Below are 17,852 nucleotides of genomic sequence, written 5' to 3'. Positions count from 1 at the left end.
AGGGCCACACCTCCACACGCAGGTCTCAGCTCTGTGTGCGCGAGGAAGTGTTCATGCCTCCCTATCAGCCCTCCTCCGACTGGCAGTTCGAGATCCCGACCTCGGGAAGCAAGCGGCTCCCACCGGCCGCCCGCTACGTCGAATCGCTGACGCACCAGGGCTACGGCTTCGAGGCGGCCGTCGCGGACCTCGTCGACAACTCCATCGACGCGGGCGCCCACAACGTCGTGGTGAGTTTCCTCCGGGACGAGGAGCGGCTCGTCGGTCTCCTCGTCATCGACGACGGGCACGGCATGAACGACGAGGCCCTGGACACGGCGATGACGGTCGGCGGCCGTGAGAACTACTCCGAGACGGCGCTCGGCCACTTCGGCGCCGGCCTCAAGGCCGCGTCGCTCTCCCACGCCGACTCGCTCACCGTCATCAGCCGGACCAGGAAGAGCCCGTCGACCGGCCGCCGTTGGCTGACCGCACGCGCCCAGGACGACTTCACGTGCGACATCGTCGACCCGGGTTACTGCCAGGACCTGGTCGACCGCTACGACGGGCTGATCCAGTGGCACGGCACGATCGTCCGCTGGGACCGGGTCCGCGCCTTCGAGACCGTCGTCGCCGGGCAGGCCGACCGTTTCCTCAACGACGCGATCGAGAAGCTGGAGACCCATCTCGGACTCCACCTGCACCGCTTCCTCGCCCGCGAGGGCTTCCACATGGACATCGTCGTGGAGGACGTGCGGACCAGGGACGAGCTGGACCACCGAGGCGTCGAACCCATCGACCCCTTCGGTTACCGCGTGCCCGGCCGGGCCGGCTACCCCCGTACGTACACCGCGCCGGTCGAGGGTGTCGGCGACGTGGCACTGACCGCCCACGTCTGGCCGCCGAAGTCGCCCCTGGTCAGCTTCCGCGGCATCGGACCGCTGGCCGAACGGCAGGGCTTCTACGTCTACCGCAACGACCGGCTCGTCCAGGCGGGCGGCTGGAACGGGACCCGCAGCGCGGAGGGCCACCTCGCCCTCGCCCGGATCGCCGTCGACCTGCCCGGCGAGCCGAACGACGTCTTCGGCCTCACGGTGAAGAAGGACGGCGTGACCGTCACCCCCGCGTTCGCACGCGGCCTTGAGCAGGCCGTCGACGGGACCGGCCACGCCTTCGGCGCGTACCTCCAGGAGGCCGAGGCGACCTACCGGGAGGCCTCCCGGCGCGCCACCGAACCGCAGCGCAGGGCCGTCCTCCCCGCGGGCAAGGGCATCGATCCCAAGCTCCGGCGCACCCTGCGCGACGAACTGCCGGAGCTGGAGGGCGAGGACCCGATCTCCTTCCGCTGGGACACGCTCCCGCCGGACGTGTTCTTCGAACTCGACCGCGAGGAACGGGAAGTGCGGCTCAACAAGGAGTACCGGCAGGTGTTCAACGGCGGCCGGCGCGGTGGCCTCAACGACGCGCCGGTGGTCAAGAGCATGCTCTACCTCATGGTCAACGAGATCTTCCAGAAGGAACGGGTCCGGGCCGTCCACACCGACAACGTCGCGTTGTGGAACAGCGTCCTGGTGACGGCGGCGCGCTGCGAACTCGCACGCTGACCACCGACCGGCCCGCGTCCCCCGCCCGTATCCCGAGGAAGCCGCTCCCCATGACCGACCACCTGTTCAACCTGCACGGCGACGTCCTGGCCGCGATGCGGCGCGGCCCGAAGCACTTCGCGAAGCTGGCCTTCGTCCTCTCCGAGGCCGACGAACCCGCCGACACGGAGCTGGGCCACTTCCGGGACCGGATCGCCGCCGCCGGTCCCGGCGACGCGCTCGCCGCGCTCTGGCACCGCACCCTGACCGGCTGGGACCTGGCGGAACAGGCCGGTTGGTCCACCGCCCCGCCCCGCACCGACGCCCGCCGCACGGACACGTACGACCGTCTCGGCCTCGGCGCCGACCTGCGCAAGGCGCTCGACTCCGCGGTCCCGGTCTTCAAGGAGCCCGGTCCCACCGTCATCAGCGAGGAATTCGTCTCCTGGTACTCGCGGGACCTCGCCGCCGCCCGCTCCTTCTACTGGAACTCCTACGAGCGGCTGCTGCGCCGCAAGGGCTGGTCGGACGCCGCGGTCGCCGGCCTGGACGAGGCGAGCCACGCCGTGGTGGAACGCCTCTCCGACCCCACCCGCACCGAGGCGTACGGCGCCCGCGGACTGGTCGTGGGCTACGTCCAGTCCGGCAAGACGGCCAACTTCACCGGTGTCGCGGCGAAGGCCGTCGACGCGGGCTACCGCCTGGTCATCGTCCTCGGCGGCACGCTGAACCTCCTGCGCGGCCAGACCCAGCGCCGCCTGGACATGGAGCTGATCGGGCAGGAGAACATCCTGCGCGGCGCCGACCCGTCCGACCCGGACTCGCTGGTCGGCGTGGACTACCAGGACGACGAGGACTGGCCGGCGAAGTTCGTCAGCCACGGCCACCGCCCGTTCAACATCGAACGCCTCACCACCCGGGACAACGACTACCGCAGCCTCCTGCAGGGCATCGGGGCCCTGGAGATCGAGAAGCGCGAGAAGCACCTGCCGCTGTACGTCCCCGACAACCTGCACCGCGCGGCCGCCCGCGTCATGGTCGTCAAGAAGAACAAGTCCGTCCTGACGAACCTGGTGAAGGACCTCCGGAAGATCGGCCCGATCCTCCGGGAGATCCCCACCCTGATCATCGACGACGAGTCCGACCAGGCGTCCGTGAACACGTCCGACCCGAAGAAGTGGGAATCGGGCCGGACGCGGCGCACGGCGATCAACGGTCTGATCTCCCAGCTCCTGGGCCTGCTCCCGCGCGCCCAGTACGTCGGCTACACCGCCACCCCGTTCGCGAACGTCTTCATCGACCCGAGCGACGGCGAGGACATCTTCCCGCGCGACTTCCTCATCTCCCTTCCCCGCCCCACCGGTTACATGGGCGTGCAGGACTTCCACGACCTGGACGGCGGGGGAACGGCCGAGGAGACGCACGTACGCGGCATCCGCGACGACACGGGCGACCGTCTCCAGGAGGCGATGGACGCGTTCGTCCTCACCGGTGCGCTGAAGCTGTACCGCATCGATCGCGGAGTCCCCGAGGGCCCGTTCCGCCACCACACGATGCTGGTGCACGAATCGGTGAGGATGGACGACCACGCGGACCTGGCGCTGCGCATCAACACCCAGTGGCACCGGGCGGGTTACACCTCCCACGAGGGCCACGCCCGCCTGGAGGCACTGCTCGCCGACGACTTCGCCCGCCACGCGGACGACGGCCTCCCGACCCCGTCCGACTACGCCGAGCTGCGCCCGTACGTCTCCCGCGCCCGCCAGCTCATCAACGCGGGCGGCAACCCGGTCGTGGTCGTCAACGGCGACACGGACCGCTACTTCTCCCAGGTGGACCTGGACTTCGACCGGACACCGAACGTCTGGAAGATCCTGGTCGGCGGCACGAAGCTCTCCCGCGGCTTCACGGTCGAGGGCCTCACCGTCACCTACTACCGCCGCACCACCCGCCAGGCGGACACCCTGATGCAGATGGGCCGCTGGTTCGGCTTCCGCCCCGGCTACCGCGACCTGGTCCGCCTCTACATCGGCCGCGAGGAACCACTGACGAAGACGCGGACGGTCGACCTGTACGAGGCGTTCGAGGCGATCTGCCGCGACGAGGAGACCTTCCGCTCCCAGCTCTCGCGCTACGCGAAACCGGTGGACGGCAGACCCCAGGTGACCCCCGCCCAGATCCCCCCGCTGGTATCCCAGCACCTGCCGTGGATCAGGCCGAGCGGCCGCAACAAGATGTTCAACGCGGAGCTGGTGGAGATCCGTTCACCGGGCCAGTGGGTCGAGCCGACGGCATACCCCACGGACCCGGCGGACCTGCGGCACAACACGGAGACGTGGCTGCCCGCTCTTGAGACGTTAGACCAGGACATCTCCGTGTTCGTCACCTTGTCCGAAGACGACCGTGGAAACTACATCCGGTACCCGGCCAGGACCACGGTCCTCAGCCATGATCAGCTGCTCAGCGTCATGGGTGGTCTCGCTTGGGGACGCCCCGACCTTTTCGCTCCCCACCTGGCTTACCTCAAGGACTCCAGCGGCGCTGGCTGCGCCACTGACGACTGGGCCCTGGTCCTTCCCCAGACCTCTGGCCGCACGAGCGTCTCAGCTGGGATCCTTGGAGCGGAGCCGCTCACTCTCGTGCAGCGCAAGCGAAATGCCCACGGCGTCTTCAACCGCATCTCCGGCGTGTCCCACCGGCAGTCCGCCGAACGCATCGCCGGCATCCGTCCGCTGTGCGAGGACGACCCCTTCGCCTCCCAGCTTCATCAGCCACGGCGTGGAGCCGTTCTCCTCTACCCAGTGGTTGACCCTGATCTTGGCCCTCTCGCTGGTCACGTGACACGCGGCAGCATCGATCCGGCCAAGGTCATCATGGCTATGGCCTTCATCCCAGCCGCGAACCCTCTAGCCAGGTCAACCCCCTGCCTCCATTTCCGCGTAATCAACTCCGGACAGGCAGACTCGCCAATCATCGGCACCCATTCCGATAAGTGAGCACCACCCCCGACCACCAAAAGGAATAAACACTTCCAATCCTTCATCCAGGATTGCAACCGAGCCGGATTGGCGCGAGAATCCCAGGAGGGGCGTGTAAATACCTAGCACTTACCCCGCGCACAGACCTGGGGAAGAATGAGCGACGACTGGGTACCGCCAGAGGGGTCCTGGGCATCTTCGGCCGCGCGACGCCGGAACATGCAAGCCATCCGTAGTCGCGACACGAAGCCAGAACAGCTGATCCGCAAGCTCGTCCACGCCCAAGGTCTGCGTTATCGCGTCGCGGCCAGACCTCTTCCAGACCTTCGCCGGACGGCAGACCTGGTCTTCCGTCCGGCGAAGGTCGCGGTATTCATCGATGGCTGCTACTGGCATGGATGCCCGGAGCACTACATTCCGCCGAAGACCAACTCTGGCTACTGGTCAGAAAAAGTCGCGCGAAACATGGCCCGTGACCGTGACACCAACCAGCGCCTTACCGAAGCAGGCTGGATGGTCCTGCGGTTCTGGGAACACCAGGATTCGGACGCTTGCGCCGCATCGATCATCAGCACGGTCCTCGACCGTCGGCGCAACCTCCCCCGGTAAGGGTTCAGTGACTACTTCTCGGCCTGCTCGTCGCGTTCACGCGCAGCGCGCAGCACGTCCGCGATCGCTTCTCCTACCACCCTGGCAACAGGCGGAGGGAAGGCATTACCTACCTGCCGGTACCGAGCGGTCTTTCCGCCAGTGAATTCCCAGTCGTCCGGGAATCCCTGGATGATCGCGGCCTGCTCAACCGTCAGCATGGGGCCGTCCGGACCAAAAAGATCACGACCCTGGCTCCGCTTCTTCTCCCCTTCTTCGTAGCCATTTGCTACGCCCATACCAGAAACGCCGAGCTGCTTCCACGCCGCCTTCGCCCGGCTCGGTCCGAGGTCAGCGCCGCCATGCTTCTTCGACCCTCCAACCAAAGTGGGAGCGACGCCACCGTCCTTCTTCTCTACGGCAGCCCTGGACGCCTTCTGCTTCCAGCCATCCAGGCATTTCCTCGCCACCCCTGCGAATTCTCCCCCCTTTTCCAAGTAAGGGCGGTAGCGGTTCTCCATAGATTCAGAGAGGGCATCGAAAACACTCTTCGGCTCACCCATGACGGTCGGCCAAACAAATTTCAGATCACCGAGCACGTCTTTCCTGATAGCCACAAGAACGGCTCGCGGGCGCAGCTGAGGTACACCGAAATCGCTGGCCTCAAGCACCTCCCACTCGCATACTTCGTAGCCGAATCCAGCGAAATCTTCTTCAATCCCCGTCTCAGGGTGCTTAGCTCGCCCGCCCTGAAGGCGCGCTTCAATATAGGTTCGATAATCTTCGAACTTCGCGTCCTTGATCCCGCGAACGTTCTCGATCATCACTGCCCTGGGGTGCAGCTTGTCAACAAGGTCCAGCATGCGCGGGAAGAGGTCTCGCTCATCATCCTTCCCCAGCTGCTTACCGGCATGCGAGAAGGGCGGGCAGGGGACGCCACCGGCAAGAAGGTCAAGATCACCTCTGCGAAGCGGACCGCCCAAAAAACCAACCGGCTTCCTCAAGCCGGAATCAGGAACCTCTTCGGTGGGGATCGGAACAAATTTATTAACATCCCCAGAAAATACGTCGCAGTAGCTCTGCTCCCAACTCCACTCTTCCAACCGCTTAATATTCGCCTCAAGCGTGGCCGCGGCATGTGGATCGATCTCGACAAGAGCCAGGTGCTTGAAACCGGCCTGGTGAAGCCCGATGGCCTGCCCACCAGCACCTGCGCAGATCTCGATCGAGGTCAACGTGTGATCGTTCGGGCCCACCAGCTGCTCCTGGTGTGGCTGACGGGACCGGGACCCCATGGGACTCCTCCTGGCATGGCTGATACAGACATGCAAGTGTCGCATCTAAGCATCCGGTTCTCGGCGCCTTCTCACCTCCCGCCAAACGAGGCCGGGCTGGTCATCCCGCCCCTCGGCCCGGCTGAAAGCTGTCGGTACACACCAGACCTGCTCCGCTGGTTCCTTTCGCGCACCTTCTGCCCGGGCATCCGCTCCAGCAGCCGGCAGCGGGGAACAAGTACGCAGCCTGTGACCTCAGCCACAAAAACTTGGCCGGGTCGCGCTCCCGGCGTCCCGCTACTGCCGGAGCGTCCCTCTCTGGATTCCGCCGCTCACGCTCATACGGGCAGTGGTGCCGGGGGCTGGAACGCCCAGACCGACCGGCCGGATGTCGGCCAGTTCTCCACAAGCCTCCACGCCTTCGTAGCGAGTCCTGGGGTTATGGCGCGGGCAGGAACCTCAAGCCTCACTGACTCCCAGCGGCCGGCCCTGTCCCGGTCCGCCGGGACGGCTGAGTGAAGCCACGCACGACTTACCGTGGCCACGTTCACCGCGTCACCGTCCCTGCCAACGAGAACAGCGACCAGGTACCAGACAGGATCCGTGGCCATGACCTCGTACTCGTGCCGCGTCAGGTGAATCACAAGACGGGTGGGGTTGGTCGTTGACTTGACCTCCAGGTGCGCACGTTCCGTGGAAGCTCCTGCGGCTATGTCGTACCCATAAGCGTCCGACTCCGCAGCCACGTGCCTGACCTGCGGCACACCTCCCTTTATGAGCAGCCGGAGCAGCGCCTGCTCGCCCGACTCCCCGACAGCCCGTCTGGCTTCTTCGGCGGCACGGCTCCACCGGACTTGGGTAATCGCCGACGCCGCCTCTGTGTCCCTCAGCTCGCTGTCGCTGATCTCCACGGTGGGATGCCCCGTTGCCGTCACCATTCCTGTCAGTCTGAGCCAGGCAAGGCCTTCGGCGTATTGCGCCGGCGTGAGGTCCGCGTAGGCCGGATGGTTGGCGAAGAGCATGCGGACTCTAGGCACCCCGGCTCCACGCAGCTCGGCCAGCCAGCGAAGCGCTGCTCGCCGCGTGGCGTCACTGGGCGGCGACAGCATCGACATGCCTCAGCAACGCCCGGACATCAGCCATGTCCATGCCTGCGGCGCCAGACGGCTCGTCCTCAAGATCTGCCAGCTGCTGCACGGAGGGGTCGTCCAAGATCCTCCCCATGAACTCAAGCTTCTCTTCAAGCCTCATGGCCACCACCTCATCGATGGTGCCTTCAACCGCGAGCACGGTGACTCGTGTCTCGGTACCGGGAGCGAGACCGAGACGGTGAATCCGGTCCAGGCTCTGCAGGAACCGTCCGGCCATGAAATCGCGGTCCACGTAGACAGCGTCATGGCAGACGTGGTGCAGGCTGATGCCTTCGCCAAGCGTGGCCGGGTTGGAAAGGAGGACATGGCAGTCCGGGTCCTCACGGAACCGCCTGATCTGCTCTTCACGGTCGGGGGTACCGCCGTGCACCACAGCAGGCCCGTACCCCGCGAACAGACGCTCCATCGTGGTGATACTGCGCACGAACGTCGTCCAGACCAGAGTCTTCCGTCCCATCGCGGCGTTGGTCGCGACGATTTTCAGTGCTTCCTTGTACTTCGGAGAAAGCTCATGCTGTGGCAGGTTCCGCATCAGCGAGTACAGCGACTCGTGCTGCGGGATCTCCAACGGCGGCACCTGGTAAGTCAGCGGTTCGTGCCGGCTCTCGCCCTCGACGAGCAGCGCGGGGCTGGTGGCGGCCATGAGCAAACGCAACATCGCTTTACCCAGGGCGTCAAAGTCGGCCCGGGACGCCTCAGCCCTGGCGGTGAAGCGTCCGACCAGCGCGTCGTACACCTCACGGTGGAGCTCAGGCATCTTCAGACGCCGGATTCGTGTCTCGAACGGAGGCAGACCCAGCTCGTTCTTCGTGGTACGGGTGAAGAGCGGGCGGAGCACTGAACTGGCGTACGCGAGGTCGCCTCCCGCGACGGCCTGCGTCACTACCCGGCGTCCGTGGCCCGGCCAGACGAAGGACAGCAGGTTCTCCAGGTCCCGTGCCCCGTTGGGAGCCGGTGTACCAGTCAGGATGAGCCGCCGCCGGCTGAGCGGCCCAAGTGCCATGCACGCGCTGCCGTACGTCCCCTGTGCTCCCAGCTTCATGCGATGCGCTTCGTCAAGGACGATCATCGAGGGAGCGCCACGCAGCCAAGAGGCCAGTGCCGCGAGCGACTTGTCGAGGCGTTCGTAGTTGACCACCAGGATCTCGGCCCTAGGGTCAGGAATCTTCCCCATGACCATGGTGACCGGAGGCTGCTTGAAGCAGAGCTCGCTCTCAGAAAGCCATGCCTCGTACGCGGACTTGGGACTCACGACCAGCAGACGCCGGGCTTCACCGCGCTCCCTCATGGCCGCGTACACAGCCAGTCCCACACGGGTCTTACCGGCCCCGGGAACACTGAAGTTGGCACCGTGCTGCAACGACAGCAGCCGGGCGATGTCACGCCGCTGGAATCCCGTCAGGTCGGCATGCCAGGCGGAGCCCAGCATTGCCTCCACTGCATCGTCATCCCCCATCCGGTCCTGGCCGGGTGCCTGGAGCCTCTGTTCAGCCTGGTCAGCGTCATCAAGTACTTCGCCAACCAGTTCACCGAGCTCATCCGTCCAGGCGACTGACTCTGGGTACGGCCAGTCGGCCAGGGCGTCAATGCCCACCAGAAAGTCGTCCAGAGACAGCTCCAGGGTGAGCCGACCGCGCAGCCCGCCCCCGGGAAAGCGGGCTGCCAGCCGGTTCAGGTCGCTGCGGCACAGCTCAGTGGTGCGCAGAACAGCCCTGGTCCGCGTTACGTCGAAGCCGATCTGCAGGGACGATTCCTCGACAGTCACGGTCACCGCTGCTCCTGCCGGACGGCTTCGCGCAGCCACTCAACGCCCTCACCGGGCACTTCAATGCTCTGGGCGGTGGCCAGGGCCAGCTTCTTCAAAGTGGCCTTCAGCTTGAGAACAGCCTCGTCGAGAGCTTCCTCATCCAGGCTCCGGGACCCGCTCGCCAGCACCATGTCCGTGATGCACTGTTCGATGTCCTGACAGGCGTCGTTGAGCCTGTCAGGCGCTGCCTGCTTCCGCTTGCGTACACGGGCGTCCTTACCTGCCGGCTCAAGGGCGTCCTCGACCGCCTTGTGCGCTTCCTTGAACACCGAGGCAGCCTGCTGGGACTGTGCCAGGGGAACCTTGTCCCCTGCGCGGATCACGGCCTTCGCCCGCAGAACCGAGTCAGTGAACGCGCGAGCGGTGGCCACCTGCGGCACCTCGGCCTTCACCGTCCGGTTGATCCCGGGAATGACTCGCGCGGTTGCCACGGCGGGCTCGGCCTTCAGCTCGTCCGGCAGCCGGTGCTCCAAGTATCTTTCCCTGAAGTTGGACTCGATGAGACGGACATCGGTCTTGGAGAAGTCCATCACGATCGCGGCCAGGCGGTTCTCCTTGAGCAGCTCCGCCTTCTTAAGATCGGCTTTGGCTTCCTTGCCGTAGGCGCGATGCACCTCACGAAGCTTCTCCTGGGCGTCCTCGAAGTCCAGCAGCCGAAGCTGCACATCTCCGGTCGTGGACCTGTCCCTCAGGTCCCGGAGGCAGGCGAGCACCCAGAGATCCTGCTCCGCCGTCGACTCCCTAATGCGGAAGTCACGCGCGACCTCCCTGAGAGGCCGGCCTGCTTCAACCTGCTCGTCGATGGTGAGCAGTCTGTTGATGTACGAGTACGGCCTGCGGGTGTCATGCCGCAGCTGGAGCGAGAGCTCAACCTTGTTGATGTCCGCCCAGGTGCAGGAGTCGGGGAGTACGGCCACCCGGATGTCAGGGACGCCAAGCTCCCGCAGTGCTGCCGCACGGGTGTTGCCGTTGACCAGGATGCCCTCGCGGGTGATCAGACCAGGTTCGTTCTGCCGGAAGTCCTTGAGACTCTGCTTCAGCTCATCAAAGTCCTTGTCCCTCTTCGAAGGGTCGGAAGGCTCTGCCTGAAGCAGGTACTGAAGGTAATCCTGGCTCTCATCGCTCCACGGATCATCGTCCAGCCGGCGATCCTGCTGAGGGTCGAAACTGCGCTGCGCCCGGATCCGGTGGGTGCCCGGGTTGTAGTAAAGCAACTCCACGGGCATGTCGATGACCTCTACTACCACCGGCTTCGTGCGCCACTCGATCGTCAGGGTTTCCTGAAGCCCCGAGCCCGAGGCCACGTCCTTAAGGCGCTGTTCCACAACGTCCTTGTTCCTGGCCGCGTGCGGAGGGAGCCCAAACTCTCCGACGTTCTTGCTCACAGTACGTTCTCCTCTGGCTAACAAAAGATCGAGTTCTGTTCGTGGTGGGGGCCGCCGCTGGAGGTGGCCCCCACCACGAGATCGCGGGGAACGGCTCAGGCGGGGGGCAGCCCCAGAGCCTCACGGACCTTGTCCCTGGACTCCGCCGGCAGCGTACGGAAGTCGGCCCAGAGCAGCTCCACGGCACCGAACTCCCGCTCGTCCGCGACCACCCAGTCCGTAAGCATCTGACGCTGCAGACTGCCAAGCTTCGAGATGCCTTCGATCACGGCACCCAAGTCTGCCTCCAAACCACGGCCGCCCACGCGGCAGCGGTTGCACTCCGCCACGGGCTGGACCGCGATGCTGCCGTCAGGCTGCTTCACCTTCCGCCGGGCGATGTCGATCTGCGCTGACTCGAATGAGCCGGCGTAGACCTGTCCGGGAGTGATCCCGCACGACCGGCAGTGGTTGCCGTCCATGGTCAGAATCTTCCGCCGCTGGGTCTCCGTGATGGCTGAGCTGGCCTTGGTCGCCTTGCCGGGCTCCCAGACCGGCTGTCCCTGGGCAACGAACCGCTGCTCATGCTGCCCCAGCAGTGCGTCTTCCCTGTGCGTGTCGATCTTCCACCCGTAGTCGCGCAGGTCACGTACCCGGCGATCGGCCTGGCTGATTCCCGGGAAAGCGCTCTTAACGTCTTCCTTGGTGAAGACGTTGCCCTCCCCGATGACCGTAACCAGCCACAGCGCGGCGCGCTTCATGGTGCCGTACTTCCCGTCCTGCCACGACGGCAGAGTCATTCACATTCCCCTTATGTAGGCATATGGCAGCCCGAACGAGAGCCATGAAGAAACCGCTGGCACCCCCTTGCGGGCATTGCCAGTCTTCTCGCATGACGCCTCATCACGCCAGGCTTCACAGAGTTTCGAGGGGAGATGGAAAATATTCGCGCGGCCCGAGAACTAGCCGCGTCCTACACAATTGGTCATTCATCGTCGGGCCATCAGACGAACGGAAACCGCAGGTGACGTCCAGACCGAAGAGATGGAAAGAGCTGCCGAGCGACATCAGTGCGGCTCACCGCGCCCTGGTGACGGCGATGCGCGAAGTCCGGGAGTGCAGCCCAAGGACCCAAGCGAAGATCGCGGCTGAAGCACACCAAGCGGCCACAACCCTCTCGAACCACCTCAACGGTGGCCGTATCCCCGATGAGTCCCCGCTCAGGGCCTTCTACAAGGTCATCAGGAAGGACGCCACCGGCCCACTGCCGCACACGCTGGACGCCTTGCTGGATCTCCGCATCCACGCGCAGAAACGGCACTGCGACTGCTGCAGCATCGGATATCCATCCGCTGTCGGCCCGGCCGACGCGGAGCGGCCGGCTTCCCGGATCGTTCAGAAACCACCAATGAGGCGGGCGCTGCGTCTTCGCCGCATGTCCCGTCGGCGCAAGTTTTCCGTGCCACAGGAACAGACGCGGGTGCCGGTCCCCCATGCGGAGGGGGACCGGCACCCCTCAGAAGTCGCCGAACTCACCTGGAGCGAGACCCGACTGGTGGCCCGGTACCTTGCTGAGGGCCAGAGCCGCGACGCGGACCTCCTGCTCTGGCGGGCAGGGGTTTCGTACTCGGCCGAAGAAATCGTCAGGGCCGTCACCTCGTGCCACTCAGCCGGTCTGCTGGACGCCGCCGAGACCATACTTCTCAACGCTGCTGAACGCTCGGACAGGCAAGCCGTCTTGAACATCACGGCCGCCCTCAACAACGCCGGCCGGCACGAAGACGTCAAGTTCCTGCTGTCCGCAGCGGTCCGGGAATCCGGCTGACCTCCGCGCCAGCCGCCCGGTCTCCCGAATGCGCCAGGCAGGGCTGTTCTGAAACAGAAACGGGAGCCCGTTCCGCTTCGCCGGCCGCGCACAACGCTGCCCCCGCACGCCACGAAGGAGTGCGGGGGCAGCGGGGCCTCATGGCCGGTGGAGCGGTGGGGCCGTCAGTGCTGCTGCTGGGCCTTGCGGCGGCGGAGGGCCAGGTAGGCGCCTGCTGCCACGAGGGCGGCGGCTGCTGCGGACAGCAGGCCGACGGGGGCGCCCGTGCCGGTTTCGGCGAGGTCGCCCTTCGTGGGCTCGGACGACGTCGGCGACGGTGTTGCCGACGCGGGCGGCGAGGAGATGGAGGACTGCGGGGTGGGGACCGTGCCTCCGGGGGTGGACGGCGTGGGTTCTCCGCTCGGCTTCGCCGGGCCGGAGGACGGGGCCGACGGGGAGGAGGGCGCGGAGGACGGGGTGCCGGGGGTCGACTCGCCGGTGGAGGGCGTCGGCTTGCCGCCGCCGGGCTTCTCCCCGTCGCAGTCGGTCCAGAAGACCTTGTGCTTGGCACGGCCGTGCTCGCCGTCGAAGTTCCAGAACAGCTTGTAGTGGCCGTCCGGCAGGGACTGGTCCGGCGTACGGCCGTGCCCCTCGGCGTCGAGCTTCAGCGAGCCGGTCTTCACGACCTCGCCCTTGACGCCGGCGGTCGGGGCCCACGCCTCGATGCGCCAGTCGACGTTCTGACCACCGTCGAACCCGAAGGCGTCGAGGTAGAAGGTGCACACGTGGGGCTCGTTCTTACGGAGCTCCTCACCGGTCTTGGCGTCGTGAATCTTCACGGTGCCGTTGTCGCCGGGAGGGGTGGCATGGGCGGCAGGAGCCAGCAGCATCGTCGCGGCGACGGCTGCTGCGAACGTGCCTGCGGAAGCGAGTGAGCGCATAGACAATTCCAACAGGTGGGAGATGGGCTTCCGTGGGGGGCGCTTCAGCCTCCTTCGGCCTCATGGGTCCGTCAAGGCGCATCGATACACCTATGTCACTCAATCTGCGATTTGTCGTACTGGCCCGGCATAACGATTGAGGTCGGGGAGCCCGGAGACGCCGGAACAAGGCCCCGCCCGTCACCCGCCGCCCATCGCCCGTCACTCGCCGGCCCACGGGGGCCGGTCCCGCGATTTGACTTGGCACTACATATCGCGAAAGCTGGATACGAACCCCGGGAGCGAAGGAGAGGCGACCATGGACCCCCTGGCCGTGCACAAGGCGCTCGCCAACCCCGCCCGCCTGCAGTTCATGCAGTGGCTGAAGGAGCCGGAGAAGTACTTCGACGAGGAGTCCTACCGGCAGCAGGGGCTCGGTTTCCACATCGGCGTCTGCGTCGGCGACATCCAGAAGCGCGCCGGGCTGGCCCAGTCGGTGGTCTCCGGCTACCTCCAGACCCTGAAGGACGCCGGACTGCTCACCTCGGAGCGCATCGGCAAGTGGACGTACTACCGGCGCGACGAGCCGGCGATCGCCGAGTTCGCGGCGCACGTCCGCGACGAGCTGTAGCTCCCCCCGAGGGCGATCGCCCATGCCCCGGCCCGACCCCTGTCCCTACATATCTACTTTTCTGGATTTGAAGAAAGGTTTCGTTCGTTCCGATGCGAAGGACCTCCCTCACCGTCCCCGTGCTCGCCCTGGGCGTGTTCGGGATCATCACCACCGAGATGGGCATGGTCGGCGTGCTCCCCCGGGTCTCGGCCGAACTCGGCGTCAGCCCGTCCGCCGCCGGCTGGCTCGTCGGGGTCTTCGCCCTGGTCATCGCGGTCTCCGGGCCGTTCACCACGCTGCTCGCCTCCGGCATCGACCGCAAGAAGGTGCTCGCCGCGGCGATCGCGGTGTTCGCCGTTTCCAACGCCGCCTACGCGCTCACCACGCAGTACGAGGTGATGCTCGCCTTCCGTGTCGTTCCCGCGCTCTTCCACCCCGTGTTCTTCGCCGTCGCGCTCGCGACCGCGGCCCGGACGGTGCCCGCCGAGAACGCGGTGCGGGCCACGACGACCGTGTTCGCCGGGGTCACCGTCGGTTTCGCGTTCGGTGTGCCGCTGACCTCGTACCTCGCCGAGCACCTTTCGCTGGCGTCGGCGTTCTGGTTCGGCGCGCTCGTCAACCTGGTCGCCTTCCTGGGCATCCTGCGCTTCGTCCCGGCCATGCCCGTCGAGCGCGGCCAACGGCTCTCCCACCGAAACCAGTTGGGCATTCTGAAGCGGCCCCACATATGGCTGACCATCATCTCCGTCGTTCTCGTCTTCGCCGCGATGTTCTCGGTCTACGGCTACTTCGCCGAGTTCCTGGGCCAGGTCACACACATGGACGGCAGCTGGGTCAGCGCCATGCTGATGGCGTTCGGCATCGTGATGGTCCTCGGGAACTTCGCCTTCGGCGGCCTGCTGCGACGCGGTCTCGTCCGTACCGTCGTCGCCTACCCGGTGCTGTGCCTGCTGGTGTACGCACTGCTGTACGCCGTCGGCCCGCTGCTCGCACCGATGGTTCCGGCTGTGCTGCTCTGGGGCGCCGTGCACTCGGGCGGACTCGTCGTGAGCCAGAGCTGGCTGGGGCGGGACGCGGGCGACGCGCCCGAGTTCGGCAACAGCCTCTTCATCTCCTTCTCGAACCTGGGCATCACCGTGGGCACCGCGGTCGGCGGCTGGGTCATGACCGACTGGGGAACCCGTCAACTCCCCCTCGCCGGAATCGGGTTCGCATTGGCCGCGCTGGCCGCCACGGCTCTGCGGCTGGGGCCGGCCCGCGATCGTGGGCACGGGCACGGGCACGGGCACGGGCACGGGCACGGGCACGGGCACGGGCGGGGCACGGGGCGGGTTGTTGTGAAACCGGGCGGACGCCCGTAGTCACCCCTAGTGTGGGCGCACCCGCAGTCGATCAGGAGGAACGCCCATGGGAACGACGAACACCGGCGCCCCGCAGGCCGGGGAGCGGGAGGACCTGCTCGCGATCGTGGCCGATCAGCGCACCAACTTCCTCTACACCGTCGCCGACGTCACCGACGAGCAGGCCGGCCGCGCCACGACGGTCAGCGAACTGACCCTGGGCGGGCTGGTCAAGCATCTCGGCGAGGTGCAGCGGACCTGGCTCGCAGTGGTCGACGGCACGGCGCCGGCGAAGGTCGAGTGGACCGACCTCGATCCCGACGGGAACCGGATGACCGAGGGCGAGACCCTGGCGGGGCTGGTGGACGCGTTCCGCGCGGCGGCGGCCGAGTTCGATCGCACCGTGCGGCAGGAACCCGATCTGGGGCGCCTCGTGACGCTTCCGCAGTACCCCTGGTCGCCGTCGGAGCCGGTCACGTGGACCGTGCGGCACGTGTTGTTGCACGTCTTCCGGGAGATCGCCCATCACAGCGGGCACGCGGACATCGTCCGGGAGGCACTGGACGGTTCCAGCACCACAACGCGCATGGCGGAGGCCGCCTCACGCGGTGGTGGTGATGCGGGCGGCGACGACTGACGGTTGGGGCGGGCCGGGGAGGCGCTGTCGAAACCGCCTCGCCGGTGGCGGGGCATGCGGCCGAACGAGTGGGTCATTCGCCGACTTCGGGGCGCGGCGCCCGGGGTTTCGGGAGACTGTCGGTCAGTGCTGACGGTGTCGATCGAACAGTTCGCATCAGAGGGGCAATTTCCGGCCACAACACAACACCCCTTACCCTGCGATACATCGATCACCAACGGTCGGCCGGGACAGAAGGGCGACAACATGACCTCAGAGACCAGCACACTGGTCACCATCGATGCGACAACTGCCTTGCTGGAGGCGGAACTTCCGCGCCTCGAGCAGCACCAGCAGACCCTGGAGAAGGAACTCTCCGCCGTCACCGGACGGTTGGAGTCGGTGCGGACCGCACTGACGGCGCTGCGTGCGCTGTCGTCCGCCCCGAGCCCGGTTCCCGTGGCGGACGGCGGTGCCGAGGCGGAGCCGAAGGCCGCGGTGGAAGCGGACGGCGCCGAGGCCGTCGAGGCCGAGCCGGCGAGCGTTCCCGCCGCCAGGATTCCGCAGCAGGCGCAGGACTCCGCCGACTCCGCCGTTCAGGAGGAGGCCGCACAGGCGCCGGTGGAGGCCGCGCAGGAACCGGCTGAAGCCGCACAGGAGTCGGCGGAGGCCGAGCCCGCCCCCGCGCGTCGCCGTGCGCGCAAGGCGCCTGCCGCGCCCAAGGGCCGCAAGCGGGCCGCGGCCAAGCCGAAGGCCGAGCGCGGCCAGGCCGCCAAGAAGGCCGCCGCCGACAAGCCCGCGTCCGCCGAGGCCGACAAGGGTGCCGAGGCCGCGGACTCCGACGCGCCCGCCAAGGCGACCAAGGCGGCCCGGAGCGCGAAGTCCGCCGCCGCACCGGCCAAGAAGGCCGCCAAGGCCGCCAGGACCACCCGGTCCACGAAGGCCAGGGCCACGACCGCGGCCACGAAGAAGGCGGCTGCCGCACCGGCCGGTGACGACAGCGGCAGCCTCACCGAGCTGGTCATGAAGGTGCTGGCCGCGTCCGGCGACGCCGCCGTCCGCGCCCGTGACGTCACGGAGGCCCTGGGGCGCGAGCTCACCCCCAACGGCATCAACACCGTGCGCAGCACCCTCGACCGGCTCGTCGCCACCTCCCGCGCCCACCGCGCCGGCCGGGGCCTCTACCAGGCACCCGCCAACTGACGCACGCGACAAGGGAATCCACCGGGTGCCGGTGCCGCTGATCCGGCGGCCCCGGCACCCGGCACCGGCACCGGCACCGGCACCCGGCGAACCTGCTGCACGGGGCAGGACACCGATCTGTAGGTTGCGGCCATGACCTCATCGCTCCGCCTCGAAAAGATCACCTCGGACAACGTCGAGGCCGCCTGTGCACTGGAAGTACGGCCCGACCAGGAGGGACTGGTGAAGCCGGTCGCCTGGTCGCTGGCCCAGGCCTACGCGACCCCCGACATCGCCTGGCCCCGACTGGTCTTCGACGGTGAACGGCTCGTCGGTTTCGTGATGGCCTTCTTCGACGTCCGGTTCGACCCGGACAACCCCGGGGACCGGCTCCGTTCCGGGCTGTGGCGGCTGAACATCGCCGCCGATCAGCAGGGCCGGGGATACGGCCGTTTCGCCGTGGAGGCGGTGTGCGAGGAGATCCGGCGGCGGGGACAGAACCGTGTGACCGTGACCTGGGTTCCCGGCGCGCACGGGCCCGAGGGGTTCTATCTCGGACTCGGGTTCGAGCTGACCGGGGAGATGAGCGGGGACCAGGTCGTGGGTGAACTGGAGCTCGGCGACGCGTAGTCGGACGGCCGGAGCGGCCGGGA

15 protein-coding genes are annotated in these 17,852 nt (G+C 67.1%); 9 read left to right on the top strand and 6 right to left on the bottom strand.

Translation table 11 applies throughout. The features are described 5' to 3' along the window. Positions 1-53 precede the first annotated feature (53 nt). From ABZZ04_RS12160 to ABZZ04_RS12150, 3 genes are all read left to right on the top strand, one after another. Complete coding sequence (locus ABZZ04_RS12160) at positions 54-1,583, top strand: ATP-binding protein (protein ID WP_356932091.1); 1,530 nt, start codon at positions 54-56, stop codon at positions 1,581-1,583. 50 nt (positions 1,584-1,633) lie between these two features. Further along, the gene (locus ABZZ04_RS12155; protein WP_356932089.1) at positions 1,634-4,558 is read left to right on the top strand and encodes a Z1 domain-containing protein; all 2,925 of its coding nucleotides are present in this window, start codon (positions 1,634-1,636) and stop codon (positions 4,556-4,558) included. Between the two features lie 138 nt (positions 4,559-4,696). After that, positions 4,697-5,149 carry a very short patch repair endonuclease gene (locus tag ABZZ04_RS12150; protein ID WP_356932088.1) on the top strand — a complete coding sequence of 151 codons (453 nt, stop codon included), beginning with the start codon at positions 4,697-4,699 and terminating at the stop codon, positions 5,147-5,149. A gap of 11 nt (positions 5,150-5,160) precedes the next feature. On the opposite strand, the gene dcm is transcribed toward ABZZ04_RS12150, so the two are convergent. From dcm to ABZZ04_RS12125, 5 genes are all read right to left on the bottom strand, one after another. Continuing rightward, entirely contained in the window at positions 5,161-6,423 is a 1,263-nt protein-coding gene (gene dcm, locus ABZZ04_RS12145) for a DNA (cytosine-5-)-methyltransferase (RefSeq protein WP_356932087.1), read from the bottom strand. A 317-nt stretch (positions 6,424-6,740) separates the two neighbouring features. Next, positions 6,741-7,424: a DUF3883 domain-containing protein gene (locus ABZZ04_RS12140; protein WP_356932086.1), complete on the bottom strand. Its 684-nt coding sequence runs from the start codon at positions 7,422-7,424 to the stop codon at positions 6,741-6,743. A gap of 67 nt (positions 7,425-7,491) precedes the next feature. Continuing rightward, positions 7,492-9,318, bottom strand: coding sequence for a DEAD/DEAH box helicase (locus ABZZ04_RS12135; RefSeq protein WP_356932122.1), 1,827 nt, complete (start codon positions 9,316-9,318; stop codon positions 7,492-7,494). 2 nt (positions 9,319-9,320) lie between these two features. Then, on the bottom strand, positions 9,321-10,745 hold the full coding sequence (locus ABZZ04_RS12130; protein ID WP_356932085.1) for a transcriptional regulator: 1,425 nt from the start codon (positions 10,743-10,745) through the stop codon (positions 9,321-9,323). Positions 10,746-10,840: 95 nt separating this feature from the next. Then, positions 10,841-11,524 (bottom strand): hypothetical protein, encoded by a 684-nt coding sequence (locus ABZZ04_RS12125; protein ID WP_356932084.1) that lies wholly within the window; start codon positions 11,522-11,524, stop codon positions 10,841-10,843. A 224-nt stretch (positions 11,525-11,748) separates the two neighbouring features. Here ABZZ04_RS12125 and ABZZ04_RS12120 point away from each other — a divergent pair, with 224 nt between their 5' ends. Further along, complete coding sequence (locus tag ABZZ04_RS12120) at positions 11,749-12,549, top strand: hypothetical protein (protein WP_356932083.1); 801 nt, start codon at positions 11,749-11,751, stop codon at positions 12,547-12,549. A 164-nt stretch (positions 12,550-12,713) separates the two neighbouring features. On the opposite strand, the gene ABZZ04_RS12115 is transcribed toward ABZZ04_RS12120, so the two are convergent. Continuing rightward, entirely contained in the window at positions 12,714-13,469 is a 756-nt protein-coding gene (locus ABZZ04_RS12115) for an LPXTG cell wall anchor domain-containing protein (RefSeq protein ID WP_356932082.1), read from the bottom strand. A 298-nt stretch (positions 13,470-13,767) separates the two neighbouring features. Here ABZZ04_RS12115 and ABZZ04_RS12110 point away from each other — a divergent pair, with 298 nt between their 5' ends. The 5 genes from ABZZ04_RS12110 to ABZZ04_RS12090 all read left to right on the top strand — a co-directional run bounded on the left by ABZZ04_RS12110 (position 13,768) and on the right by ABZZ04_RS12090 (position 17,829). Further along, positions 13,768-14,079 (top strand): metalloregulator ArsR/SmtB family transcription factor, encoded by a 312-nt coding sequence (locus tag ABZZ04_RS12110; protein ID WP_356932081.1) that lies wholly within the window; start codon positions 13,768-13,770, stop codon positions 14,077-14,079. Positions 14,080-14,171: 92 nt separating this feature from the next. Then, a complete protein-coding gene (locus tag ABZZ04_RS12105) occupies positions 14,172-15,422 on the top strand; it encodes an MFS transporter (protein ID WP_356932080.1) in 1,251 nt (416 codons plus the stop codon). 46 nt (positions 15,423-15,468) lie between these two features. Then, the gene (locus ABZZ04_RS12100) at positions 15,469-16,038 is read left to right on the top strand and encodes a DinB family protein (RefSeq protein ID WP_356932079.1); all 570 of its coding nucleotides are present in this window, start codon (positions 15,469-15,471) and stop codon (positions 16,036-16,038) included. Between the two features lie 246 nt (positions 16,039-16,284). Further along, positions 16,285-17,220, top strand: a complete 936-nt coding sequence (locus tag ABZZ04_RS12095; protein ID WP_356932078.1) for a hypothetical protein — start codon at positions 16,285-16,287, stop codon at positions 17,218-17,220. Between the two features lie 132 nt (positions 17,221-17,352). Then, on the top strand, positions 17,353-17,829 hold the full coding sequence (locus tag ABZZ04_RS12090) for a GNAT family N-acetyltransferase (RefSeq protein ID WP_356932077.1): 477 nt from the start codon (positions 17,353-17,355) through the stop codon (positions 17,827-17,829). The last annotated feature ends 23 nt before the right edge of the window (positions 17,830-17,852 follow it).

This window comes from Streptomyces sp. NPDC006435 (assembly GCF_040612315.1).
Classification (GTDB): domain Bacteria; phylum Actinomycetota; class Actinomycetes; order Streptomycetales; family Streptomycetaceae; genus Streptomyces.
Note: the sequence above shows the minus strand (reverse complement) of the source record. Positions and strands in the feature narration are given on the sequence as shown.